Here is a 25,258-nt window from a genome sequence, read left to right on the forward strand (position 1 = left end):
AGAGGCGCTGGTGGGCGCGTCCACGAGTATGAGCGAACCGGTCGGTGACGCTGATGCAGATCGTTCCGGGCTACACAGTAATCGAACGTCAGGTCCGTATGCTCAATCCGATGAGACTGGTCACAGTTCCAGTTGTCGGCGGTGGGTTCGGGCGAGGAGGTGATCGTGGCGATCGGCAGGTGATTCGGCGGTGCACACGTTGCTTCCACGTCAGTTCCCATTGATCCTCTGCTGCCTGTGGCGAAGCGACTCAAGCGCTGTCACCGAGCTGATGCAATATCCTGCTGGCCGTCTGTCCCGATTCGCCCTGATTCTAACAGAGCCGCCAGTTGGCGGGCCGGGACGCTGAGCGAGGCCAGGCGGGGTGGTCCCGACCACAGGGCATCGACGATGTCAGTGCACTAGAATGGACCGGGATCATTGAAAAGACTTTATAGGGAGAATCGTGGCCCAAGGGGATTCGCGAGGCAGCCAGGACAACCGCCGAGCCGATGGCGGTCGCCGCTCAGATCGCGACAGCAATCGCAACCGCCGCCCGGATGACCGGGGCGGCCGCGGGCCACGTCATTCAGACCGCCGAGGTGGGTACCAGGGCAAGCGTCGCGATGACGATCGCCGGGGCGGCTACCAGGGCAAGCGCCGTGACGACGAGCGTCGTGGCGGGTACCAGGGCAAGCGCCGCGATGACGACCGTCGTGGGGGACGCGACCGCGGAGGCCGCGGCCGGGGCGACAACGATCGCCGCGCTTCGCGCAAGACCGACACCGGCGAATACGCACGCGAGCAGCGCGCCCGCCGTCCCCGCATCCAGGAGCCCGAGATCCCCGAGGGCGTCACCGGCCGCGAACTCGACAAGGAGATCTTCGGCCAGCTGCGGTCCCTGGACAAGGAGAACGCGGCCATGGTCGCCAAGCACCTCGTCGCCGCCGGCGGCCTGCTCGACCTCGACCCCGACCGAGCGCACGAGCACGCGAAGGCGGCGATGGCCCGCGCCGGCCGAGTCGCCGTCGTCCGCGAGGCGCTCGGCATCGCCGCCTACTACGTCGAGAAGTACGACGAAGCCGTGCGCGAGCTGCGCACCCATCGCCGGATCTCCGGGTCGAACGACAACCTCGCTCTCATCGCCGACGCCGAACGCGGCCGCGGCAAACCGGAGAAGGCCATCGAACTGCTGAAGAACTCCGAAGAGCTCGACCTCGACAACGACACGCGCACCGAGCTCGTCATCGTCGCCGCCGGAGCGAAGTCCGACCTCGACGACCTCGACGGGGCTCGCCAGCTCATCGAGGCCGAGGACTTCACTCAGAAGCCCAGCGGCGCCCTGGTCCGCCTCATGGCCGCCTACGCCGAGGTGCTCAGACTCCACGGCGAGACCGAGCTGGCCGACAAGTACGAAGAGCTCTCCCGCCGCACCGCCAAGGCCACCGGCACACTGTTCGGCGACGAAGTGCCGGACCTCAACGCCGGTGTCGAGATCGAAACCGTCGAGGAAGTCGAGGACGAGCCCGAAGCCGCAGACGCTTCCCCGAGCAGCACCCCAGAGGCGAAGAGCGAACCTGAACCGGAACCCGAGCCCGCGGCTGCGGCGAGCACGCCGACGACGCACATCTCGGCGAAGGAACTGAAATCGGTCAAGGTCACCGACGAAGAGATCGAGGCCGAACTCGACGAGATCCTCGCCGACGCCGAGGCCGACGGAGACCAGTGAGCCCCGTCGTCGAGCAGGTGCACAGCAAGGACCAAACCCCGCCCGAGGGCGGGCCGATCGACTGCGTCCTGTTCGACCTCGACGGCGTCGTCTACCACGGCTCCCGAGCGATCGACGGGGCCGTCGACGGCATCAGCTGGCTGCACGAGCGCTCGATCGGCGTCAACTACGTGACGAACAACGCCACCCGCACCGCCGAGGCCACCGCTGAGAAGATCACCGGTCTGGGCATCGACACGACGGCCGAGGAGGTGACCACCTCGGCGCAGGTCCTGGCCGAACGCCTGGCCGAGAGATTCGGCCCCGGCGCACGGGTCCACCTGCTCGGTACGACCGGACTGCGGGTCGCGCTCGAGACCGCCGGACTGCAGATCACCGACACCATCGACGAGGCACCCGTGGCCATCGCACAGGGACTCGACCCGGACATCGACTACGAGAAGATCGTGCTCGCCTGCCGGATCATCCGCTCCGGAGCCGAATGGTGGGCGAGCAACCCCGACTACTCGCTGCTGACCGAGATCGGCCGGGTCCCGGGCAACGGCGCCTTCGTCGACCTCATCTCTCGACTGACCGAGACCGAGCCGATCATCGTCGGCAAACCCGCCCCGCACATGATGGAATTCGCCGCCGGCCGCCTCGGCGCGCATCGGCCGCTGATGGTCGGCGACCGGCTCGACACCGACATCGAAGGCGGACGCGCGGCCGGATTCGACACCGCACTCGTCCTCACCGGAATCCACGACATCCACGACGCCCTGGCCGCCGCGCCCGAACGTCGACCGACCTTCATCCTGCCGAGCCTGCGCGGCCTCGAAGCCCTCATCGACGGCCACGACCGCAGCGGCACCGAGATCGAAGCCCGACTGCGCCGGGCCTGGGAGACCATCGACGCAGGCGAGACCGACGCCGAGGCCGTCCTGACCGAGACCGACCTGCCGCGCACGATCACCGAGGAGGACACGTGACCGAGACCCCAGCCCCGACACCTGCCTCCGTCAGCGGGGACGTACCCGTGGAGAACTGGCGGTCCCGCCTGGCCGAGGCCGAGGACGCCGAGCCCGCCGAACGCCACGAGCACCTCGGCGCCCTGCTCGACGACCTCGATGAGCAGGTGGGCTCCTTGTGAGCAGACTCGACCGGGCACTCGTCGACCGGAACCTGCTGGGCTCCCGCTCCCGCGCAGCCCGCGAAATCGCCGCCGGACGGGTCGACGTCAACGGCCGCACCGTGACCAAGGCCTCCCACGAGGTGGCCGAGACCGACGCGCTGACCGTGACCGAACCCGACCCCTGGGTCGCCCGCAGCGCCCACAAACTCCTCGGCGCCCTCGAGGCCTTCGACCTCGCCCCTGCCGATCTGACCGGCCTGTCCGCCCTCGACGCCGGTGCCTCCACCGGAGGCTTCACCCAGGTCCTCCTCCACTGGGGCCTGGCCGAAGTCTGGGCCGTCGACGTCGGCCACGATCAGCTCGCGCCCACCCTGCGCGAGCACCCGCGCGTGCACATGCGCGAAGGACTCAACCTACGCGACCTGGGCGCCTCCGATGTGCCTGCCAACGACCTCGTCGTCGCCGACGTCTCCTTCATCTCGCTGCGCCTGCTCATCGACCCGCTGCTGCAGGCGACGACCGGCGACGGCCAGCTCCTGCTCATGGTCAAACCCCAATTCGAGCTCGCCCGCTCCGCCCTGGACAAACACGGCGTCGTCACCACCGCGGCCAACCGCCGCCGGGCACTGGAGTCGGTGATCGCCGCCGTGGCCGAACACGGCGCACGAGTGATCGACATCGCGGCCTCGCCGCTGCCGGGGCCCAGCGGAAACAGGGAGTACTTCCTGCGTGTTCGACCGGGTCGAACACCGCTTGCGTCCGATAGGCTCAACGAGGCAGGCATCCCCGCCCACCTGGACGAGATGATGAGAGGAGAGTCGTGACCAGACACATCATGGTGCTGCTGCACCCCCAACGTGAAGAGTCGGCCGTGGCCGCCGTCAGTGTGTTCAGGGCCCTCCTCGACGATGGAGTCACCCCCGTCGTCCTCGACGACGAGATCGTCGGCATCCGCGCCCGCGAGTCCGCGATGTCGGGTGAGGCCAGCATTCTGCGCCACTGCACCGTCATCCACCCCTCCGAGCTGGGGGAGTGGAAGAACGCCTGCGAACTCGTCATCGTCCTCGGCGGCGACGGCACCATCCTGCGCGCGGCCGAACGCTTCCACGGTTCCGGAGTGCCCCTCATGGGCGTCAACCTCGGGCATGTGGGCTTCCTCGCCGAAAGCGAGAGGGAGGACCTCGCCGAGGCGGTCCACCGCGCCTCCCAACGCGACTACTCCGTCGAGGAGCGCCTCGCCCTCGACGTATCCGTCTGGCACGAGGGCGAGAACATCTTCAACGCCTGGGCGCTGAACGAAGCGACCATCGAGAAGACCTCGAAATCGCGGATGGTCGACGTCGTCCTCGGCGTCGATGCCCGCCCCGTGTCCTCCTTCGGCTGCGACGGCGTCATCCTGGCCACCCCCACGGGGTCGACGGCCTACTCCTTCTCCGCCGGCGGACCCATCGTCTGGCCCGAGGTCGAAGCGCTCATCCTCGTCCCGATCTCGGCCCACGCCCTGTTCGCCGAACCGCTCGTGGTCAACCCGAACTCCCGCCTCGGCGTGGAGATCTCACCGGGCAACCCGGACTTCTCCGCCGTGCTGTGGTGCGATGGCCGCCGCGCCCTCGAACTGCCCTCGGGAGCCCGGGTCGAAGCCACCCGTTCGAAGTCACCGATCCGACTCGCCCGCCTGCACACCGGACCCTTCACCGACCGACTCGTCGCGAAGTTCCGACTGCCCGTCTCCGGTTGGCGGGGACCGATCAAGGAGGCCTGAATGATCTCCGAACTGCGGATCTCCCACCTCGGAGTGATCGCCGAGGCCGAGATCGAACTCGACACCGGACTGACCGTCGTCACCGGTGAGACCGGTGCCGGCAAGACCATGTTCGTCTCCGCCCTGTCACTGCTCATGGGCCGCAAGGTCGGCTCCTCCGTCGTCCGCCGGGGAGCGGAGAAGGCCGAGGTCGAAGGCATCTTCACCGGTGTCGCCGAACCCGTGCGCGAACGCATCGAGGAAGCCGGCGGCAGCGTCGAGGACGAAGCCATCATCTCCCGTTCCGTTGCGGTCAAAGGACGTGCCCGAGCCACCGCGGGCGGACGCACCGTGCCGATCTCCGTGCTCACCGACATCTCCGCCGACCTCATCACCCTCCACGGCCAATCCGAACAGCTGCGGCTCAAGAGCTCCGCCCAGCAGCGTGAGCTCCTCGACGCCGCCGGGGGACCGGCCCTGGCCGAGGTGGCCGAGAAGTACCGCACCGCCTTCGAGGCCTGGCGTGAGACCGAGGCCCGCGTGTCCAGGATCAAGGACTCCACCGCCGCCCGCCGCGAACGCATCCTGTGGCTGCGCGGCTGCCTCGAGGCCATCGACGCCGTCCGGCCCGAACCCGGCGAGGACGAGGCCCTCAACGCCCAAGCGGCGAAGCTCGGCGCCGCCGCCGAGATCACCCGCGCCGTCGGCACCGCCCACGACCTGCTGCTCGGCGGTGAGGACGATGACGCCGGCGCCGCCGTCGACCTCGTCCACCAGGCCATCAGCGCCGTGTCCGATGTCGAATCCTCCGATGCCGAACTCGTGACCATCCGCGAGGCGCTCGGCGATGCGGTGCTGCGGCTGTCGGACTCCGCCGCCGAACTGTCCTCCTACCTCTCGGGCTTCGACGAACTCGCCGAGACCTCTCTGGAGGAGACCGAGGCCCGCCGCGCCGAACTCGGAACACTCGCCCCCTACGGTCAGGACGTGGCCGAAGTGCTCGACTTCGAGGCCCGATCCGCAGCCGAACTGGCCGAACTCGAAGCCGAGGACCGCGACCTCGACGGTCTCGACGCCGAACTCGACGAAGCCCGCCACACCCTCGAGGCCGCCGCCGCCGAACTCACCGAGATCCGCACCCGCACGGCCGATGAGTTCTCCGCGGCCGTGAGCGAGGAGCTGGCCGCCCTGTCCATGCCCAAGGCCAGAGTGGCCTTCGAGATCACCGCCCGCGAACCCGCCGCCCACGGCGCCGACGATGTGCGGATGACCTTCGCCGCCCACGACTCGTCGGTGCCCGACGACATCGGCCGGATCGCCAGCGGCGGTGAGCTCTCCCGCGTCATGCTCGCCATCGAAGTCGTCCGCGCGGCCGGGGAGTCCATCCCCACCTACGTCTTCGACGAGGTCGACGCCGGAGTCGGAGGCAAGGCCGCCGTCGAGATCGGCCGCCGCCTGGCCAAACTCGCCCGCCACGCCCAGGTCATCGTCGTCACCCACTTGCCGCAGGTCGCGGCCTGGGCCGATACGCACGTGACCATCGTCAAGGACGATGACGCCGAGACCGTGAGCTCGGGCGTGCGGGAACTGTCCGATGACGAACGGGTGATCGAACTGTCCCGGATGCTGGCAGGCATGGACGAATCCGCCTCGGCGAAGGCCCACGCCGCGGAGCTGCTCGACTCGGCACGCCAGGTCAAGGACACAGGCGCCGACCGGCACATGAGACAATGGGCCCACCATGAACGTGCGTAGACACCGTGAGACTCCCGCCGCACCCACCCGGTCCGGTCCGGCGCCTGCCCGGCTGGACCGACGCACGAAAGACCTCACCAAACGCCTCCAAGCCGGCGACATCGCGGTCATCAAGCACTCGGACATCGACCGCATCTCCGCCGAGGCGCTCGTGTCCTGCCGCCCGACGGCGGTGATCAACGCCGACAAATCGATCTCCGGACGCTACCCGAACCTCGGCCCGGGCATCATCGTCGACGCCGGCATCCCCCTGATCGACGCCGTCGGGGCCGAGATCTTCGAGACCGTCGACGAGACCGACGAGCTCAGCGTCGTCGGCGACACCGTCTTCCTCGACGACACCGAGGTCGCCTCCGGAGTCCTGCAGACGCAGGAGACGATCGCTGAGGACATGCACGCGGCCGAGGCGGGCATGAACTCCGTGCTCGTGGACTTCATCGACAACACGATCGAATACATCCGCAAGGACTCCGATCTGCTCTCGGCCGAACTCGTCGTGCCCGAAGTGCGCACCGACTTCACCGACCGGCACGTGCTCATCGTCGTCCGCGGCTACCACTACAAGGAGGACCTGGCGATGCTGTCCTCCTACATCCGCGAATACCGGCCGCTGCTCATCGGCGTCGACGGCGGCGCCGACGCCATCATCGAGGCCGGCTACCGACCGGACATGATCGTCGGCGATATGGACTCCGTGTCCGACACCGCCCTGACCTCCGGTGCCGAGATCGTCGTCCACGCCTACCGCGACGGCAACGCCCCGGGCACCGAACGCGTCCACTCCCTCGGCGTTGACTGCGTGGCCTTCGCCGCCTCCGGCACCAGCGAGGACATCGCCATGCTGCTCGCCGACGACAAGGGCGCCGAGCTCATCGTGGCCGTCGGCACCCACGACACCGTCATGGAGTTCCTCGACAAGGGCCGCAAGGGCATGGCCTCGACCTTCATCACCCGACTGCGGGTGGGCTCGAAGCTCATCGACGCCAAAGGCGTCTCCCTGCTCTACCGCCAGCGCATCTCCAGCCTGCAGCTGGCCGTGCTCATCATCGCCGGACTCGTCGCCCTCGGCGTGGCCATGACCGCGACCGCGGCCGGACAGACCTTTCTCGGCCTCATCGGCGCCCAGCTCGACGGATTCTTCGGCTGGATCGGCTCCCTCTTCGGGCCCGACCCCGCGGCCACGACACAATCCGCCGGCTTCATCCAAGGACTGACCAGTGATTGATTTCCGCTACCACCTCGTCTCCCTCGTCTCGGTCTTCCTCGCCCTCGCCGTCGGCATCGTCCTCGGTGCGGGACCGCTGAAGGAACCGATCGGCGAATCCCTGCAGAGCCAGGTCGACGCCCTGCGCTCCGACCGCGACACCCTGCGGACGAATCTCGACGCGGCCAAGGGCAATATCGACAAGCAGAACGAATTCGTCACCGCCGCGGCGCCCGACCTCATCAAGGGGGCGCTCAAGGACAAGGACGTGAGCATCATCTCCGCCCCCGATGCCGACTCCGAACAGGTCGAAGAGGTCAGCAACCGGATCAAGGAAGCCGACGGCACCATCGCCGGAGACGTCTCCTTCGTCCCGAACACGCTGACGCTGACCGATTCCACGAACTTCCTCGAACGGCTGCGGACCATCGAACCGAACCTGCCGGAGGACGATTCGACCGCGATCCGGGCGGCACTGGTCATCGCCCTGACCGGCAACGCCTCGATGCTCGAGGACGCCGACGACAGGGAAGCGGCCGGGGAGAAGTCGACGAAGCTCTACGACGCGTTCGTCGAAGCCGACCGGCTGCGCACCGACACCGACCACAAGACGACCGAACTGTTCGTCGTCATCGACGACGAGAACTCGACGCTGGCCGAGGAGACGGAGCCCAGCCCGGAGGCCAGCGAGGACAAGGCCACCCGGACCCTGGTCACCGACTTCGTCACCGCGCTGACCGCCGACGCAGCCTCGGTTGTCGTCGCCGGCGATGCGGGCTCGGCCCAGAACGGGCTCGTCAACGTGCTGCGGACCGAGAAGTCCCGGGCCAGCACCGTCGACGGGCTCGGCCTCGGCGCCGGACCCGTGATCACCGTGCGGGCGCTGGCCGCCGGTGAGGACGGCACGCACGGGCACTACGGCTTCGCCGATGACGCCGAGGAGATACTGCCGGCCAAGACCTCCGAGACTGAGAAGGGTGACGCGAAATGATCCGTTCGATCGTCAGCTCCGCCGTGGCCGGGCTCGCCGGCTTCGCCGCGACGAAGGCCGTGCTGGCCTCCCGACTGCGCACTGACAGATCGGTGGTGCGCACCAACCATGCCGGAGGCGAGGTGTCGCTGATCGAGGGCCCCGCCGTCACCGCGGGCCTGCTGGCCGGCGGGCTGCTCATCGAAGACCCCCGCCAACGCGCGGCCACCCTGCTGGTCACCGGCACCGCCGGGGCACTGGGCGCGGTCGACGACTTCTGCGAATCCGGGTCCTCCAAGGGGCTGCGCGGACATCTCAGCGCACTGGCCCGCGGCGAGATCACGACCGGGGCGATCAAGATCATCGGGATCCCGGCCGCCTCGATCGCGGCCGCGCTCATCCTGCGCACCGGCACCCGCCGCACCGGACTCTTCGGCCTCGCCCGGCCGGATGAGGCCGCCTCCTGGGCCGGACGGGCCTGCGACATCGTCGTCACCGGGGGAGTCATCGCCGGATCGGCGAACCTGTTCAACCTCCTCGACCTGCGCCCCGGCCGGTCGCTCAAAGCGGGACTGACGACCCTGGCCCTGACCGACCACGTCCGGGCGGTGTCCTGGGCTCCGAGCGCCGCGATCGCCGGTGCCGCAGCCGCCGCCGCACCCGATGACCTGGCCGGAGCGACCATGCTCGGCGACACGGGGGCGAACGCTGTCGGCGCGGCCATCGGCACGATCCTGGCCGAGACGGCCGATCCCGCCCGGCGCCGGGTCATCCTCGCCGTCCTCGCCGGACTGACCCTGGCCAGCGAGAAGGTGTCCTTCACCTCCGTCATCGAGTCGACTCCGGGTCTGCGCGAGATCGACTCCTTCGGCCGCGGGGACGTGTGAGCAAGCTCGTTCGAGTCCTCGCCTCCACGGCGCTGCTCGTCTCGATCATCACCCTCTTCACCCGACTGGTCGGGTTCCTCCGCTGGCTGGTGTTCTCACCGACCGTCGGCGCCGGCACCGTCGGCACCGCCTACCAGAGCGCCAACCAAGTGCCGAACATCCTCTTCGAGGTCGTCGCCGGCGGCGCCCTGGCCGGAGCGGTCATCCCGCTGCTGGCGATTCCGCTGGCCCGAGCGGACCGCGACACGGCCGGACGCATCGCCTCGGCGCTGCTGACCTGGGCCGTATCGGTGACCCTGCCGCTGTCGATCATCCTCGCCGTCCTCGCCCCCGAGATCGCGGACATCCTCGTCGACGCGAACACACCCGACTCGGCCGAAGCCCAATCGACCGCGCAGTTCCTGCTGATGTTCTCCCCGCAGCTGGTCCTCTACGGCATCGGGGCCGTGCTCACCGGTGTGCTCCAGGCCCACCGGAAGTTCCTCTGGCCGGCCTTCGCCCCGCTGCTGTCGAGCCTCGTCGTCATCGGCAGCTATGTCGCCTACAGCCTCGCCGGCGGCACCGATGACAGCTGGCAGACCCACATCGGATGGCTCGGCTGGGGCACCACGCTGGGTGTGGCCGCCCTGGCCCTGCCGCTGGCGCTGCCGATGCGCTCGACCGGACTGCGGATCCGGCCCACCTTCTCGTTCCCTCCGGGAGTCGCCCACCGGGCGCTGCGCCTGGCCGGAGCGGGAATGGCCGCCCTGCTGGCCCAGCAGGCGGCCGTGCTCGTGACCCTGACACTGTCGAACCATTCCGGCGGCAAGGGCACCTTCGTCCTCTTCAGCTACATCAACGCCGTCTACCTGCTGCCGTATGCGGTGCTCGCCGTGCCCGTGGCCACCGTGATGTTCCCGGCCCTGTCGACGTGGGTCGGACGCACCCGAACCCCCGAGGCGACCGAGGCCGAGCGGATCGAGGCAGGGGTTCGGCTGCGCGGACTGACCTCGACGACGACCGCGCTGATCCTGGCCATCGGCGGGCTCGGCGCCGTCATCCTGCTCTCAGCGGCCGGGCCCCTGCAGACCTTCTTCACCGCCATCGACGCCGCCAAGGACGTCGCCGAAGTGCCCTTCGACTCGATGGGCCGGGCGATCATGGTCATGGCACTGGCCGTGCCCGGCTGGTCGTTCGTCGCGTGGGGCACCCGCGTCTTCTACGCCCTCGAGCGGTCCCGCCACTCGGCCGCGGCCACGACGATCGGGTGGATCCTCGTCATCGTCGGCATGGTCGTGGCCATCCTGGTCACGAACGCCGACGGGGATCCGGGACTGACCCTGGTCGCCATCTGCATCGGCTACGCCCTGGGCATGAGCGTGGCCGGCGGCTTCCTGCTCGTCTCCATCCGCCGCGTGCTCGGACCCACAGGTCTCGCCCGCGTCGGCCGCCGCGGGCTGCTGGCGCTGGGCGCCGCCGTCGTCGCCGGTGCCGCGGGCATCGTGACCTCCCAATGGATCGGGGGAGTGCTCGACAACAGTGCCAGCTCGGCCGTGATCGCCGGCATCGGTGCCGCGCTGCTCGGGTGCGCGGTCTTCGCCGTCATCGTCTTCGTCGCCGATCGCGGCTTCCTCGGCGAGATCCGACGGCTGCTCGCCGACCGCAAGGACAGCTCCGCCGATGAGCCGCCGCCAGTGGCCACCGGACCGGGCGGAGACCTGGCCGCCGGGGCAGACATGCAGACACAGTCCCCGGACGCACAAGCTCAGTCCCCGGACACGCAGACCCAGCCCCCGGACACTCGGGCCCAGTCCCCGGACGATGAGACCACACGAGACGACAGTGAGGATGAGTCATGAGGATCGTCTACGCGCTCGGCACCTCCACCGGGGGAGTCGGCACCCACGTCAGGGCCCTGGCCAGGGACATGGCCGCGGCCGGTCACGAGGTCGGGGTCATCGGCCCCGCCGCCACCGACGAGCACTTCGGCTTCTCCCTGCTGCCCGGTGTCCGCTTCGCCTGCCTCGAACTCGGCACCGGCATCGGCGTCGGCGACGCTGCCCTGGTCCGGCGCCAACGCAGCCTGCTGCGCAGCTTCGACGCCGAGGTCGTCCACGCCCACGGGTTCCGCGCCGGACTCATCACCCTGCTCACACTGCGGACTCTGCGCACCCGCCCGCGCTTCGTCCTCAGCCTCCACAACCGGGCCAGCGGGCAGGGCCTGCGGGCGAAGGTCGAGACCCGGGTGGAGACGATGCTCGCCCGCGGCGCCGACCTCGTCCTCGGCGCCAGCACCGACCTCGTCGACCGGGCGAAGGACCTCGGCGCCGATGATGCGCGCTTCCTGCCGGCCGCGGCCCCACAGGTCGAACCCGTCAGCGCCGAGGCGGCCGCCGCCGCCCGCGCCCGCCTGGCCGCCGAGTACGGCTTCGACGAAGGAGCGGTCATCGTCCTGGCCGTCGGACGCGTGGCCCGGCAGAAGAACTACCCGATGCTCGTGCGCGCCCTCGGCCGCCTCCGCGAGGCCGGCGACGCCGAATCCGCGCTCGTCGTGCTCATCGCCGGCGCGGCCGATGACGCGGTGCTCGCCGAGGTCCGGACCCAGTACGAGCAGCTCGGGCCCGCCTCGGCGATCCCCGCCCTGCACTTCCTCGGCGCCCGCGACGACATCGCCGAACTCGCCGCGACCGCCGATGTCTATGTGCTCACCAGCGTGTGGGAGGCCCGCGCCCTCGTGCTGCAGGAGGCCCTGATCGCCGGCAAGGCGATCGTGGCCACCGCCACCGGCGGCAGCCCGGAACTCGTCGGCGACGCCGGCATCCTCGTCGCCGATGACGATGACCGGGCGCTGGCCGAGGCCGTGGCCGAACTCGCCTCAGACCCCGCCCGGCGGGCCGAACTGGGCGCCCGCGCCCGGGCCCGGGCAGCGCAGCTTCCCGATGAGAGGGAAGTCGCCGACAAACTCGTGAGCCTATACACGGAACTCCTATCAGCCCAGGTAGGCTAGAAGCAGCGTCGATCGAGAGAAGAGGATGAGGAAATGAGTGAATCCGGCGAGGTCAACCCACTGAGCGCAGACACGAGGATTCTGCATGTGCTCGCCGAAACCACTGGCCCGGTCGTCGAAGTGGCGAAGCTCGCCGTACTCGGCCACCTCCGTGCCGGGTACAAGGTCGCCGTCGCCGCACACCGGTCGCTGCTGGGCACGTTCGGGGTCCCCGAGGAACTGGCCGATGAGTTCCGCGAGATCGAACTCGCAGCACGCAGACGCTTCACGATGGCCGATCCGAACACCGCCTTCACTCTTCACAAGTACTACCAGCACGTCGACATCGTCCACGCCCACGGACTCCACGCCGCGACGCTGTCCGGGCTCGCCTTCACCGGTCTGCCCGCCCGCTTCCACCCGAAGGTCGTGGCCACGATCGAGTCCTTCGACTCCGCGAACGTCATCGAGAAGACCGGGGCCGAGATCGTCGGGCGCACCGCCACCGCCATCCTGGGCACCACCGAACCCGTCGTCGACTACTTCGGAGGCAGGGTCCCCCTCGTCGAACGCGCCGAACTCGTCCACCCGGACATCGACATCGACCTGACCGTGCGCAGCCCGCGAGCGGAGGTCCGACGCGAGCTCGGCATCTCCGAGGGCACGTGGATGATCGCCAGCCCCATCGCCCTGCGCGACCACACGGCGCTGGCGACCGTGCTCGACGCCGCCGAGGAGATCAACCGCAAACGCCCCGGCCGCAAGGTCGTCACCGTGCTCACCGGCACCGGCAAGGACCGGTCGACGGTGGCCCGCGAGTTCGCCGACCGCGGCGTCATCGTCGCTCCGGCCGGTGACCTCGTCGATGTGGCCGCGGCCGCCGACGTCGTCGTCGCCAGCGAGACGATGACCGGGCTGAGCCACGAGGACCTCATGCAGCTGTCGAAGCCGGCGGTCTTCATCGGCAGCGAACGCCGCGCCGGGATCTGGGGTGAGGCCGCGAAGAGCGTGCCCGCCGACGACACCGAGGCGCTGGTGCGTGAGATCAATCATCTTCTCGACGACCCGGCCGGCCGCGGCAGCTCCGCCGTGGCCGCGAAGAAACGGGTCATCGACGTCAGCAACGGTGCCGCGATCTCCGAAACGCTGCTCGACCTGTACGCCGAGGTCGATGCGGTCTCGGATTCGTGATCCTGACTTTGATAGAATCAAATCCCGTGGTGAATCGAACTGGCCCAGGTGGCACACATACGGCAAAGCACATCTTCGTCACGGGAGGCGTCGCCTCTTCGTTGGGCAAGGGACTGACGGCCTCGAGCCTCGGGCACCTGCTCACTCAGCGTGGGCTCACAGTGGCCATGCAGAAACTCGATCCCTACCTCAATGTGGATCCGGGCACGATGAATCCCTTCCAGCACGGTGAGGTCTTCGTCACCGAGGACGGCGCGGAGACCGATCTCGACATCGGCCACTACGAGCGCTTCCTCGACAATGATCTCGACGGCGCGGCCAATGTCACGACCGGTCAGGTCTACTCCTCGGTCATCGCCAAGGAGCGTCGCGGGGCCTACCTCGGCGACACCGTCCAGGTCATCCCGCACATCACCGACGAGATCAAGGCGCGGATGCGCGCCCAGGCCGAACGTCCCGAGGAGGATCGGCCCGATGTCATCATCACCGAGATCGGCGGCACCGTCGGCGACATCGAATCCCAGCCCTTCCTCGAGGCGGCCCGCCAGGTCCGTCACGACATCGGCCGCGACAATGTGTTCTTCATCCACGTCTCCCTCGTGCCCTACCTCCAGCCCTCCGGTGAGCTGAAGACGAAGCCGACCCAGCACTCGGTGGCGACGCTGCGCTCGATCGGCATCCAGCCCGACTCCATCGTCCTGCGCTCCGACCGTGAGCTGCCGGATTCGATCCGGTCGAAGATCGCCGGCGCCTGCGATGTCGAGACCGAGGCCGTCGTCTCCTGCGTCGACGCCCCGAGCATCTACGACATCCCGAAGGTCCTCCACGACGGCGGCCTCGACGTGTTCGTCATCCGCAGCCTCAACCTGCCCTTCCGCGATGTCGACTGGACCCGGTGGGACTGGGTGCTCGAACGCGTGCACCACCCCGCCCACGAGGTCACGATCGGCATCGTCGGCAAGTACATCGACCTGCCCGACGCCTACCTGTCGGTGACCGAGGCGCTGCGCCACGGCGGTTTCGCCAACGACGCGAAGGTCAGGGTCCGCTGGATCCAGTCCGATGAGTGCGACACCCCTGCCGGTGCCGAGAAGGCCCTGGCCGGACTCGACGGGATCTGCGTGCCCGGCGGCTTCGGCATCCGCGGCATCGAGGGCAAGCTCGGAGCGCTGAACTACACCCGCACCAAGGGCATTCCGACACTCGGGCTGTGCCTGGGTCTGCAGTGCATGGTCATCGAATACGCCCGCAACGTCGTCGGCATCGAGACGGCCTCGTCCTCGGAGTTCGACCCGGACACCACGGCCCCGGTCATCGCGACCATGGCCGAGCAGCTGTCCATCGTCGAAGGAGAGGGAGACCTCGGCGGGACCATGCGCCTGGGCACCTACGAATCGAAGCTGGCCGAAGGCAGCCTCGTCGCCGGAGTCTACGGTGCGACGACGATCAGCGAACGCCACCGGCACCGCTACGAAGTCAACAACACCTACCGCGAGCAGCTCGCCGAGGCGGGGCTCGAGTTCTCCGGCACCTCGCCCAACGGTGAGCTCGTGGAGTTCGTCGAACTGCCGGTCGAGACTCATCCGTTCTACGTCTCGACCCAGGCCCACCCCGAACTCAAATCGCGTCCGACGTCCCCGCACCCGCTGTTCGCCGGCCTCGTGGCCGCAGCGCTCGAACGTCAGTGACCCGATGCGTGACGAAAATGCCGCCGGCAGCGATACCGGCGGCATTCTCCGTTGCACCAACGATGATCAGGAAGGCAGCCGATGAGCACTCTGGCCGATGAGACCTATACCCCGACCATCTCCGCATCCGAACTGGCCTATCGGGGAGCGGTCTGGGACATCCGGCGTGAGACCTTCGACCTGCCGGAGGCGACCGGGCTCGTGCGCGACATGATGGCCCACACCGGCGCCGTGGGAATCGGCGTCGTCGACGAGGAGAACCGGATCCTGCTCATCCAGCAGTACCGGCACCCCGTGCGGGCCCGCCTGTGGGAGGTCCCGGCAGGACTGCTCGACGTCGATGGTGAGTCCCCCTTCGACGCGGCAGCCAGGGAACTGGTCGAAGAGGCCGATCTCACCGCCGCCCGGTGGCAGGTCCTCAGCGACTCCTGCCTGACGCCGGGCAGCAGCAGCGAGACGATGCGGCTCTACCTCGCCCGCGACATCAGCTTCGTGGCCGAATCAGACCGGCACGAACGCAGCGAGGAGGAAGCCGGATTCCTCTTCCGCTGGGTCGACATCGACGAGGCCGTCGACGCCGTCGTCGACGGGCGGATCACGAACGCGATCGCGCAGCTGGCGATCCTGCAGGTCTCCCGCGTGCTGCGAGCCGAAGCCGAGGGCCGGACCGTGGACCTGCGACCGGTCGAGGCGCCGCGCCGACTCGTCGACGGCCGTCCCGCCTACGGCCGCGGGGCCGAAATCGTCACCGACGGGAATCCCCAGACCTCCGAGACCGGCGAGGACTGAGCGACATGGCGCGGCACGGAGCCGAACTTCTGCCGCAGGAGCTGCCCGCCGACCTGCGCCGGGACTTCGAGTCGTACCTGACCTCCCTGCGCTTCGAGCGCGGCCTGTCGCGGAACTCCATCGACGCCTACGCCCGGGACCTCGCCCGGTACGGGACCTGGCTGGCCGGTGAGGGCATCAGCCGCCTCGGCGAGGTGGACCGGGGACGGATCGAGGCCTACGGTCTGCACCTGATCGACACGGGACTGGCCCCGCGGACCCGGGCCCGCGCGCTCGTGGCGGTGCGTCGTTTCCACACCTTCGCCCTCGCCGAGAATCTCGCCCCCACGGACCCGGCCTCCGAGGTCAGCCCGCCGCAGGAGGGGCTGCGCCTGCCCAAGGCGCTCACGCTCGACGACATCGAAGCGATGCTCGCGACCACGAACGGGGAGGAACCCGCCCAGATCCGGGCCGCGGCCCTGCTCGAACTCCTCTACGCCACCGGTGCCCGCATCTCCGAGGCAGTCGGCGTCGACCTCGACGATCTCGACCTCGACTCCGGACTCGTGCGCCTCTACGGCAAGGGCGGGAAGGAGCGGATCGTGCCGTTCGGCTCCCATGCCGCCCGCGCCCTGGACAGCTGGGTGACGCGGGTGCGACCGGCGATGGCGGCGAAGGCGAAGACGAACTCCCCGGCCGGTGCCCTGCTGCTCAACGCCCGGGGGACGCGGCTGTCACGGGTCTCCGCCTGGCAGATCGTCAAGACCGCGGCCGAACACGCCGGGCTGGCGGCCGAGGTGTCCCCGCACACCTTCCGGCACTCCTTCGCCACACATCTGCTCGAAGGCGGAGCGGACATCCGCGTCGTCCAGGAGCTGCTCGGGCACGCCTCGGTGACGACGACCCAGATCTACACGAAGGTCACTGAGGAAACACTGCGGGAAGTCTACGCGACCTCGCACCCACGGGCGCGGTAGGGTTGGACAAAGAGCAACGAAAGGTGGCCACCCGAGTGATGAATACGCAAGAGGCGTTGGATATTCCGCAGCAGAAGTCCGCCGCACCCGAGCCCCAGGATTTCCCGGAGCCGGCTCCCTTGGCCTCGCACGGGCCCGCCCGCATCATCGCCATGGTCAACCAGAAGGGCGGGGTCGGGAAGACGACTTCGTCGATCAACCTCGGTGCCGCTCTGGCCGCCTACGGACGCAAGGTGCTGCTCGTCGACTTCGACCCGCAGGGCGCCCTGTCCGTCGGGCTGGGACTCAACCCCAATGAGCTCGACATCAGCATCTACAACCTGCTGATGAACCCGCGGCTGGATCCGCACGAGGTCATCGTCGGCACCGACTTCGAGGACATCGACGTCCTGCCGGCCAATATCGACCTCTCGGCCGCCGAGGTCCAACTCGTCGGGGAAGTCGCCCGCGAGCAGGTGCTGGCCAGAGCCCTGTCGAAGGTGACCGACGAATACGATGTCATCCTCATCGACTGCCAGCCCTCGCTCGGCCTGCTCGCCGTCAACGCGCTGACCGCCTCCCACGGGGTGATCATCCCACTCGAGACCGAGTTCTTCGCCCTGCGCGGTGTGGCCCTGCTCATCGAGACCATCGAGAAGGTCCAGGACCGGCTCAACCCCTCGCTCGAGATCGACGGGATCCTTGCGACCATGTTCGATTCGCGCACCCTGCACTCGAAGGAGGTCATGGCGCGGGTGACCGAGGCCTTCGGCGAGAAGGTCTTCGAATCCGTGATCAACCGCACCGTGAAGTTCCCCGACGCCTCCGTCGCCGCCGAACCGATCACGAGCTTCGCACCCAAGCATGCCGGTTCCGAGGCCTACCGGCGCCTGGCCCGGGAACTCATCGCCCGCGGAGGAGCACCCTGAACGATCCCGCAGTCCAGGAAGATCAGGAGACCTCACCTGCCGGCGATGCCTCAGGTGGGCAGTCGGCACCGTCCGGCGATGCAGCACCTGCCGGCGAGGAGGCCGCGCAGGGGTTCCAGGTGGAGCTGGAGAACTTCTCCGGCCCCTTCGACCTGCTGCTGGGCCTGATCTCGAAGCGACGGCTCGACGTCACCGAGATCGCACTGGCCGAGGTCACCGATGAGTTCATCGCCTACACCACCGAGCTCAAGGACCAGGCGAACCTCGCCGAGATCTCGCAGTTCCTCCTCGTCGCGGCCACCCTGCTCGACCTCAAGACCGCGCGGCTGCTGCCGCACGAGGAGGGCGAGGAGGTGCTCGACCTCGAACTGCTCGAGGCCAGGGACCTGCTCTTCGCGCGCCTTCTGCAGTACAAGGCGTACAAATCCGTGTCCGGATACCTCGCCGAGGCGATGGCGGCCGGGTCGATCCGGGCGCCGCGCAACGTCGGTCTCGAGGCCGAGTTCCAGGACGTGCTGCCGCCGCTGGAGCTGGGCATCGGCCCGGCCGAGCTGGCCGGCATCTTCGCCACCGTGCTCCAGCGCGACCACACCCCGCCGACCGTGGCCGTCGACCACATCCATCTGCCGCTGGTCAGCGTGTCCGAACAGCGCGGGCACATCCTCTCTCTGCTGCGCACCGGGGAGGTCGATTTCGCACAGCTGATGGACACGGCCGAGAACACGCTGGTCGTCGTCGCCCGCTTCCTCGCCCTGTTGGAGCTGTTCAAGGTCGGACTGTGCGACTTCGACCAGCCCGAGCCCTTGGGGCGTCTGCTCATCCATCGCACCGAGATGAGCGAGGACGGCGTCGACCTGCGCACCGAAGGTGCCTGGAGCGCCGACGAGGACGAGCCCGACGCCGATCCGGCTGCGACTGGTGCCGACGCGGCAGGTGCCGACGCGGCAGGTGCCGACGGGTCAGCCACCGACGAAGACTCGACGACGGACAGGGAAGAGGAGGATGAGCACGAATGATCGACGACGAGATCCTCGCCGGCATCGAGGCCGTGCTCATGATCACCGATTCGGCCGTCAGCGCCGAAGAGCTCGCCGGGTCGCTCGGCCTCGACGAGGACACGGTCCTCGAGGCCATCACGACGCTCAAGGCCGATTACGACGGCGATGAGGACCACCGACAGCGCGGGTTCGAGATCCGGCACGTCGCCGGCGGCTTCCGCATCTTCTCCCGCGGCGACTACCACGAGGTCGTCAAGGACTTCCTCACTGCGGGTCAGAGCGCGAAGCTGTCCCAGGCCGCGCTCGAGACCCTGGCCGTCATCGCCTACCGGCAGCCGATCTCACGGCCCAGGATCGCTGCGATCCGCGGAGTCAGCGTCGACGGAGTCATCCGGACCCTGCTGCTGCGCGGACTTATCGTCGAAGCGGGGAAGGAGGCGTCGACCTCGGCGCTGCTCTATGCCACCACGCCGCAGTTCCTCGACACCATGGGCATGAACTCGATCGACGATCTGCCCGATATCGCCCCGTATCTGCCCGAGGACGCCGATGTCGCCGAGCTCGGGGCCGAGGACACCGAGGTCCTGGCCGAGATCGACGACGACCTCGACTCCGATGATGATCCGGCTGTCGGCCCCGGCGGGCTCGAAGCGGGTGCGGGGGACGACACCGGCGGGCTCGAAGCGGGTGCGGGGGACGACACCGGCGGGCTCGAAGCGGGTGCGGGGACGACACCGGCGGGCTCGAGGCGGGTGCGGGGACGACTCCGGCGGCGAAGTCGGAGATCAGAGCGCCGAGATGTCACGAGTCGACGATTGATTTGAGAGAATGGAAGTATGAGTCCCTACCGTGATCCTCGTGCGCCCGGCGGGCGCCACAACCGACCGAGCCGAAAACAGCGCGCATCGGCCAAATCCAAGGCCTCCCGGAAGCCCGCTTCGGGCACCGGTCAGACATCGGATGCCCATGTCAGCGGGGGTGTGCGGCTGCAGAAGGTGCTCGCCGAGGCGGGCCTGGGCTCACGTCGTGCCTGCGAGCAGCTCATCGTCGACGGACGCGTCGAGGTCGACGGGCAGATCGTCACCGAATTGGGCACCCGGATCGACCCCGAGACGCAGTCCGTGTTCGTCGACACGGTGAGAATTTCGACACAGACCGAGAAGGTCTACCTCGTGCTCAACAAACCGGCCGGGGTGGTGTCGACGATGAGCGATCCCGAAGGCCGACCCTGTCTGGCCGACTACGTGCGCAACAACAACGAACGTCTCTTCCACGTCGGTCGGCTCGACACGGAGACCGAGGGGATCATCCTGCTGACCAATGACGGAGAGCTGAGCAACCGCCTGGCCCATCCGCGCTACGAGATCCCGAAGACCTACCTGGCCAAGGTCAAGGGTCAGCTGGCCAAGGACGCCGGGGCCATCCTCCGGGCCGGAATCGACCTCGAGGACGGCTTCGTCAAGGTCGACGACTTCCGACTCGTCGACTCGACACCGGGCAGATCCGTCGTCGAAGTCACCCTGCACTCGGGCCGCAACCGGGTCGTGCGCCGGCTCCTGTCCGAGATCGGTCACCCGGTGGAGCGGCTCGTGCGTCTGAGGTTCGGACCGATCGTGCTCGATGAGCAGAAGCAGGGCAAGATCCGTCCGCTGCGCTCCGATGAGGTCGGTGCACTCTTCGAGGCCGTCGGATTGTGAGAGTCCATATCATCGGCACCGGCCTGCTCGGTGCCAGCCTGGGGCTGGCGCTGAGCGAAAAGCGCCATCACGTGACCCTTGAGGACACCTCGCCGACCGCCCAGCAGCTCGCCGCCGACCTCGGTGCCGGACGCGTCAAGCCCGCCCGGGACGCCGTGGTGGAAGATGCGACCGAGGAGTCCTTCCGTCCGGACATCGTCGTCGTCGCGACCCCGCCCGATGTCGCGGCCCGGGTCATCGCCACGGCCCTGGCAACCTACCCGGACGCCACGGTCACCGATGTCGCCAGCGTCAAGACCCGCCTGCTCGAGTCGGTCAAGGAGCTGGTGACCGAACCCCAACTCGACCGCTACATCGGCTGCCATCCGATGGCCGGCCGGGAGAGGTCTGGGGCGATCGCGGCACAGTCCGATCTGTTCACGGCCCGGCCCTGGGTGATCTGCTCGGACGAGAGCACACCGGCCGACCGCCTCGGCGAGGTCATCGCCATGGCCGAGGACACCGGCGCTTCGGTCATCCACCTCGACCCGCACATCCACGATGCCGCGGTCGCGAAGGTCTCCCATGTGCCCCAGGTCGTCGCCTCGCTCGTGGCCTCGCAGCTGCGGCACGCCCCGCTGGAGGAGATCGCCCTGGCCGGGCAGGGACTGCGCGATGTCACCCGCATCGCCGCCAGCGATCCGGGCCTGTGGACGCAGATCCTGTCCGGGAACGCCGAGGAGGTCCGGTCCGTGCTCAAGGCTCTGCGGACCGAACTCGACGAGGTCATCGAGGCGCTCGAACTCGGTCCCGGCTCGACCGGACTGCTGGCGAAGGCGATCGCCTTGGGCAACGAGGGACACGACCGGATCCCCGGCAAGCACGGACAGCCGCCGACCACCTATGCTGTTGTCACGATCCTGGTCCCGGACCGGCCCGGTATCCTGGCCCAGCTGTTCAAGGACATCGGCGACCTCGACATCAACGTCGAGGACTTCCGCATGGACCACGCCTCCGGCCGGAAGCTCGGCATCGTCGATGTGTCCGTGGTCCCGGCCATCCAACAGGAGCTGGAGATCGGTTTGCTGTCGAAGGGATGGCAGATCCCCGAATCCGCCATCGAGAAAGAAGGAACTGCATGAGCGTCGTAGCCATTGACGGACCATCCGGAGTGGGGAAGTCGAGCACCGCCAAGGAGGTGGCGCGCCGGCTGGGCTACCAGTACCTCGACACCGGGGCCATGTACCGTGCGATGGCGTGGCTGTGCCTCAACCGCAGGGTCACCGATCCCGTCGACGTCCTCGAACAGGTGCGCGGGGCCGATCTCGAGATCTCGCTGAGCCCCGATGAGTTCTTCGTCTCCGTCGACGACATCGACGTCACCGAAGAGATCCGCAGCCCGGAGGTGTCGTCGAATGTGCAGACGGTCTCCGGCGTCGTCGACGCCAGGGAGGAGCTCATCGACAAGCAGCGGGACTACATCGCGGCCGCACCGGCGGGCATCGTCGTCGAAGGCCGTGACATCACCACGGTCGTGGCCCCCGAGGCCGAGGTGCGCATCCTGATGACCGCCCGCGATGAGGTCCGAGTGGCCCGACGGGCGAAGGAAGTCCACGGCAATGTCGACGCCGAGGCGATCGCCGCCACCGAGGACCTCGTCACCGGCCGTGACGCGAAGGACTCCGCGACCACGAGCTTCCTCGAAGCCGCCGACGGAGTGTACACACTCGATACCAGCGACATCGACTTCGACCGTGTGGTCGAGACGGTGCTGGAGCTGGTGAAGGACTCACAATGAGCGAACCCGAATTCCATGAGACCCCCGACGAAGACCTGGTCGACCGGGTCGAGAGCATCAGCGACGAGGAGGCCGAGCAGCGGGCGACCGCGCTCGAGGCCGGACTCGACAGCTATGAGCTCGAAGACGACGACCGTGCCCTGCTGGCCGCTCACGGCTTCGACGTCGAAGACGAGGAGACACTCGGCGCCGCCCCCGTGCTCGCCGTCGTGGGCCGCCCGAACGTGGGCAAATCGACTCTGGTCAACCGCATCCTCGGCCGCCGCGCAGCCGTGGTCGAGGACGTTCCCGGCGTCACCCGTGACCGGGTGAGCTACCGGGCGGAGTGGAACACGAAGGAATTCACCCTCGTCGACACCGGCGGTTGGGACTCGGACTCGAAGGGCATGGCCTCGCGGATCGCGATCCAGTCGGAGGTCGCCGTGGACATGGCCGACGCCGTCGTCCTCGTCGTCGATGCCACCACCGGGCCGACCTCGACCGATGAGATGATCGTGAGGATGCTGCGGAGGAAGAACAAGCCCGTCCTCCTCGCGGCGAACAAGGTCGATGACGAGCGCGGTGAGCTCATGGCCGCCGAACTGTGGGGCCTGGGCATGGGCCAGCCCTGGACCGTCTCCGCCCTTCACGGTCGGGGAGTGGCCGACCTGCTCGACGAGGTGCTCACGGTCCTGCCCGAGGTCTCGGCCGTCGAATCGCGGGTCGAGGAGGGCGGACCGCGCCGCGTGGCGCTGGTGGGTCGTCCGAACGTCGGCAAGTCCTCCCTGCTCAACCAGCTGATGGGCACCGATCGCGTGCTCGTCGACAATGTCGCGGGCACCACCCGCGACCCCGTCGACGAACTCATCGAGCTCGGCGGACAGCAGTGGCGCTTCGTCGACACCGCCGGAATCCGGCGTCGCGCGCATCAGGCCAGCGGCGCCGATTTCTATGCGGCTCTGCGCACGCAGACCGCACTCGAACGCGCCGAGGTGGCCATCGTCCTCCTCGAGGTGCAGGAACCGTTGAGCGAACAGGATGTGCGCATCGTGACCACGGCCGTCGAAGCCGGTCGTGCCGTGGTGCTCGCTTTCAACAAGTGGGATCTGCTCGACGACGAACGCCGCTATTATCTCGAGCGGGAGATCGAACGCGACCTGTCCCATGTGGCGTGGGCGCCGCGGGTGAATATCTCCGCGAAGACCGGTCGTCATGCCGAGAAGCTCGTGCCCGCGATGGAGACCGCTCTCGAGGGCTGGGACACACGCATCCCGACGGGCCGGCTCAACGCCTTCCTCGGTGAGCTGGTCGCCGCCAATCCGCACCCCGTGCGCGGCGGCAAGCAGCCGCGCATCCTCTTCGGCACGCAGGCGCAGTCGCGTCCGCCGAAGTTCGTGCTGTTCACCACCGGCTTCCTCGACCACGGCTACCGGCGGTTCATCACCCGCCGCCTGCGTGAGACCTTCGGATTCAAGGGCACGCCGATCGAGGTGTCGATGCGCATTCGAGAGAAGCGGCGGGCCCGCTGAATGAACGAGGACGAGCAGTCAGAGAGGACCGGCTCCACCGACGACGCCGCCGGCACTTCCGATGAAAACGCCGGCACCGCCGGTGAAGGCGCGCACCCTGCCGAGTCTGCTGCGTCCTCGCGATCGGAAGCCGGATCCTCGGCCGGCACGGCCGCTGCCGGGCCGACCGAGAACACGGCCGAGTCGTCGGCGGGGGCACGGTCAGTGACTGCCACCTCGGCGGAGGGCAATGCCGGTTCGGCCGCCTCGGCGGGGGAAGAATCCGGTCCGGCCACCTCGGCGGGGGAGAACACCGGCGCGGCCGACGGGGCTCGACCGTGGTACTCGCGCCCACCGGCACGCGCTCTCATGATCGCGGTCACCCTTGCGGGGTTGGCCTATGCGCTGATGTTCTTCCGCGGTCTCCAGGACATCGTGGCTCCGGTGTTCCTGGCGTTGAACTTCTACATCGTCGTCTACCCGGTCCAGAGAGCCCTGACCCGGTTGAAGATTCCCCGCGCGATCGGGGCCTGCCTCTCCGTCGTCCTCGTGCTGTGCATGATCATCGCGTTCTTCGGACTCACGGCCTGGTCCGTGGCCGAGCTCGTCATCCTCATTCCCAGCTACAGCAACGAACTCGTCAACACCTACCAGAGCGCTCTGGCGATGCTGTCGGACATCGGGGTGACCTCCTCGGTGATCCAGGAGCAGCTCAAGGGCTTCGACGTGCGTTCGGTCCTCGACGCCGTCTATCCGCTGCTGTCGAACGCCTCTTCGGTCGCCGGCCTGCTGACCACGGTGGTCATGGCCGTCTTCTTCATCGCCATGGACTCGATGGGCATCGACAAGCGGATGCGGATGCTGCTCGACGTCAAGCCCTCACTGTCGGCGTCGCTGAGCGACTTCGCCGGAGGGGTGCGCCGCTACTGGGTGGTGGCGACGATCTTCGGCCTCATCGTCGCGTTCCTCGACGTCATCGCCTTGGCCATCATCGACGTCCCGCTCATCTGGGTGTGGGGTGTGCTGGCGTTCCTGACGAACTACATTCCGAACATCGGATTCGTCATCGGCCTCATCCCGCCGGCCCTGCTCGCCCTCGTCGACAGCGGGTGGCAGTCCGCGCTGTGGGTGATCATCGCCTACAGTGTGCTCAACTTCGTCATCCAGGCCATCATCCAGCCGAAGTTCACCGGCGAATCGGTCGGAGTGACACCGCTGATCTCGTTCTTCTCCCTGCTGTTCTGGGTGTGGGTGCTCGGCTGGCTCGGGGCGCTGCTGGCGCTGCCGGCGACACTGCTGCTCAAGGCGCTGCTCGTCGACGCCGATCCGCGGTCGAAATGGGTGAATATCCTCCTGGCATCGGATCCTGACACCGGGAGAAGCACCTCGTCACCCTCGCCCTCAGCAGTGTGAGTGGTTAGCATGA

23 protein-coding genes are annotated in these 25,258 nt (G+C 68.4%); all 23 read left to right on the top strand.

Annotation, left to right across the window (positions count from 1 at the left end; translation table 11 throughout):
* Positions 1-445: 445 nt before the first annotated feature.
* The 23 genes from IG171_RS19005 to IG171_RS05075 all read left to right on the top strand — a co-directional run bounded on the left by IG171_RS19005 (position 446) and on the right by IG171_RS05075 (position 25,245).
* Entirely contained in the window at positions 446-1,708 is a 1,263-nt protein-coding gene (locus tag IG171_RS19005; protein WP_249204072.1) for a hypothetical protein, read from the top strand.
* Positions 1,705-2,676 carry an HAD-IIA family hydrolase gene (locus IG171_RS04970; RefSeq protein WP_212130309.1) on the top strand — a complete coding sequence of 324 codons (972 nt, stop codon included), beginning with the start codon at positions 1,705-1,707 and terminating at the stop codon, positions 2,674-2,676. Before IG171_RS19005 ends, IG171_RS04970 begins: the two co-directional genes overlap by 4 nt.
* Positions 2,673-2,837: a hypothetical protein gene (locus IG171_RS04975; RefSeq protein WP_212130310.1), complete on the top strand. Its 165-nt coding sequence runs from the start codon at positions 2,673-2,675 to the stop codon at positions 2,835-2,837. Before IG171_RS04970 ends, IG171_RS04975 begins: the two co-directional genes overlap by 4 nt.
* On the top strand, positions 2,834-3,643 hold the full coding sequence (locus IG171_RS04980) for a TlyA family RNA methyltransferase (RefSeq protein ID WP_212130311.1): 810 nt from the start codon (positions 2,834-2,836) through the stop codon (positions 3,641-3,643). The genes IG171_RS04975 and IG171_RS04980 overlap by 4 nt, the downstream gene beginning before the upstream one ends.
* Positions 3,640-4,581 carry an NAD kinase gene (locus IG171_RS04985; protein ID WP_212130312.1) on the top strand — a complete coding sequence of 314 codons (942 nt, stop codon included), beginning with the start codon at positions 3,640-3,642 and terminating at the stop codon, positions 4,579-4,581. Before IG171_RS04980 ends, IG171_RS04985 begins: the two co-directional genes overlap by 4 nt.
* Positions 4,582-6,315 carry a DNA repair protein RecN gene (gene recN, locus IG171_RS04990; RefSeq protein ID WP_212130314.1) on the top strand — a complete coding sequence of 578 codons (1,734 nt, stop codon included), beginning with the start codon at positions 4,582-4,584 and terminating at the stop codon, positions 6,313-6,315.
* Complete coding sequence (gene steA / locus IG171_RS04995) at positions 6,302-7,540, top strand: putative cytokinetic ring protein SteA (RefSeq protein ID WP_212130316.1); 1,239 nt, start codon at positions 6,302-6,304, stop codon at positions 7,538-7,540. The genes recN and steA overlap by 14 nt, the downstream gene beginning before the upstream one ends.
* Entirely contained in the window at positions 7,533-8,510 is a 978-nt protein-coding gene (locus IG171_RS05000; protein WP_212130318.1) for a copper transporter, read from the top strand. Before steA ends, IG171_RS05000 begins: the two co-directional genes overlap by 8 nt.
* Positions 8,507-9,376 (top strand): hypothetical protein, encoded by an 870-nt coding sequence (locus IG171_RS05005; protein ID WP_212130320.1) that lies wholly within the window; start codon positions 8,507-8,509, stop codon positions 9,374-9,376. The genes IG171_RS05000 and IG171_RS05005 overlap by 4 nt, the downstream gene beginning before the upstream one ends.
* A complete protein-coding gene (locus tag IG171_RS05010) occupies positions 9,373-11,214 on the top strand; it encodes a lipid II flippase MurJ (protein WP_212130322.1) in 1,842 nt (613 codons plus the stop codon). The genes IG171_RS05005 and IG171_RS05010 overlap by 4 nt, the downstream gene beginning before the upstream one ends.
* Entirely contained in the window at positions 11,211-12,362 is a 1,152-nt protein-coding gene (locus tag IG171_RS05015) for a glycosyltransferase family 4 protein (RefSeq protein WP_212130324.1), read from the top strand. Before IG171_RS05010 ends, IG171_RS05015 begins: the two co-directional genes overlap by 4 nt.
* A gap of 33 nt (positions 12,363-12,395) precedes the next feature.
* Complete coding sequence (locus IG171_RS05020; RefSeq protein WP_212130325.1) at positions 12,396-13,532, top strand: group 1 glycosyl transferase; 1,137 nt, start codon at positions 12,396-12,398, stop codon at positions 13,530-13,532.
* A gap of 26 nt (positions 13,533-13,558) precedes the next feature.
* Positions 13,559-15,220, top strand: coding sequence for a CTP synthase (locus tag IG171_RS05025; RefSeq protein ID WP_212130326.1), 1,662 nt, complete (start codon positions 13,559-13,561; stop codon positions 15,218-15,220).
* 81 nt (positions 15,221-15,301) lie between these two features.
* Complete coding sequence (locus IG171_RS05030; protein WP_212130327.1) at positions 15,302-16,009, top strand: NUDIX hydrolase; 708 nt, start codon at positions 15,302-15,304, stop codon at positions 16,007-16,009.
* A 5-nt stretch (positions 16,010-16,014) separates the two neighbouring features.
* Complete coding sequence (gene xerD, locus IG171_RS05035; protein ID WP_212130328.1) at positions 16,015-16,965, top strand: site-specific tyrosine recombinase XerD; 951 nt, start codon at positions 16,015-16,017, stop codon at positions 16,963-16,965.
* A gap of 38 nt (positions 16,966-17,003) precedes the next feature.
* The gene (locus tag IG171_RS05040) at positions 17,004-17,873 is read left to right on the top strand and encodes an AAA family ATPase (RefSeq protein WP_212131540.1); all 870 of its coding nucleotides are present in this window, start codon (positions 17,004-17,006) and stop codon (positions 17,871-17,873) included.
* 119 nt (positions 17,874-17,992) lie between these two features.
* On the top strand, positions 17,993-18,889 hold the full coding sequence (locus IG171_RS05045) for a ScpA family protein (RefSeq protein WP_249204073.1): 897 nt from the start codon (positions 17,993-17,995) through the stop codon (positions 18,887-18,889).
* Positions 18,886-19,695 carry an SMC-Scp complex subunit ScpB gene (gene scpB / locus IG171_RS05050; RefSeq protein ID WP_249204083.1) on the top strand — a complete coding sequence of 270 codons (810 nt, stop codon included), beginning with the start codon at positions 18,886-18,888 and terminating at the stop codon, positions 19,693-19,695. Before IG171_RS05045 ends, scpB begins: the two co-directional genes overlap by 4 nt.
* A gap of 12 nt (positions 19,696-19,707) precedes the next feature.
* A complete protein-coding gene (locus IG171_RS05055; protein ID WP_212130329.1) occupies positions 19,708-20,568 on the top strand; it encodes a pseudouridine synthase in 861 nt (286 codons plus the stop codon).
* Positions 20,565-21,689, top strand: coding sequence for a prephenate dehydrogenase (locus IG171_RS05060; protein ID WP_212130330.1), 1,125 nt, complete (start codon positions 20,565-20,567; stop codon positions 21,687-21,689). Before IG171_RS05055 ends, IG171_RS05060 begins: the two co-directional genes overlap by 4 nt.
* On the top strand, positions 21,686-22,345 hold the full coding sequence (gene cmk, locus IG171_RS05065; RefSeq protein ID WP_212130332.1) for a (d)CMP kinase: 660 nt from the start codon (positions 21,686-21,688) through the stop codon (positions 22,343-22,345). Before IG171_RS05060 ends, cmk begins: the two co-directional genes overlap by 4 nt.
* Positions 22,342-23,853 carry a ribosome biogenesis GTPase Der gene (gene der, locus IG171_RS05070; protein WP_212130333.1) on the top strand — a complete coding sequence of 504 codons (1,512 nt, stop codon included), beginning with the start codon at positions 22,342-22,344 and terminating at the stop codon, positions 23,851-23,853. Before cmk ends, der begins: the two co-directional genes overlap by 4 nt.
* Positions 23,854-25,245, top strand: a complete 1,392-nt coding sequence (locus IG171_RS05075) for an AI-2E family transporter (RefSeq protein ID WP_249204085.1) — start codon at positions 23,854-23,856, stop codon at positions 25,243-25,245.
* Positions 25,246-25,258: the final 13 nt, after the last annotated feature.

It is taken from the genome of Brevibacterium sp. SMBL_HHYL_HB1 (assembly GCF_018208375.1).
Lineage (GTDB): Bacteria > Actinomycetota > Actinomycetes > Actinomycetales > Brevibacteriaceae > Brevibacterium > Brevibacterium intestinavium.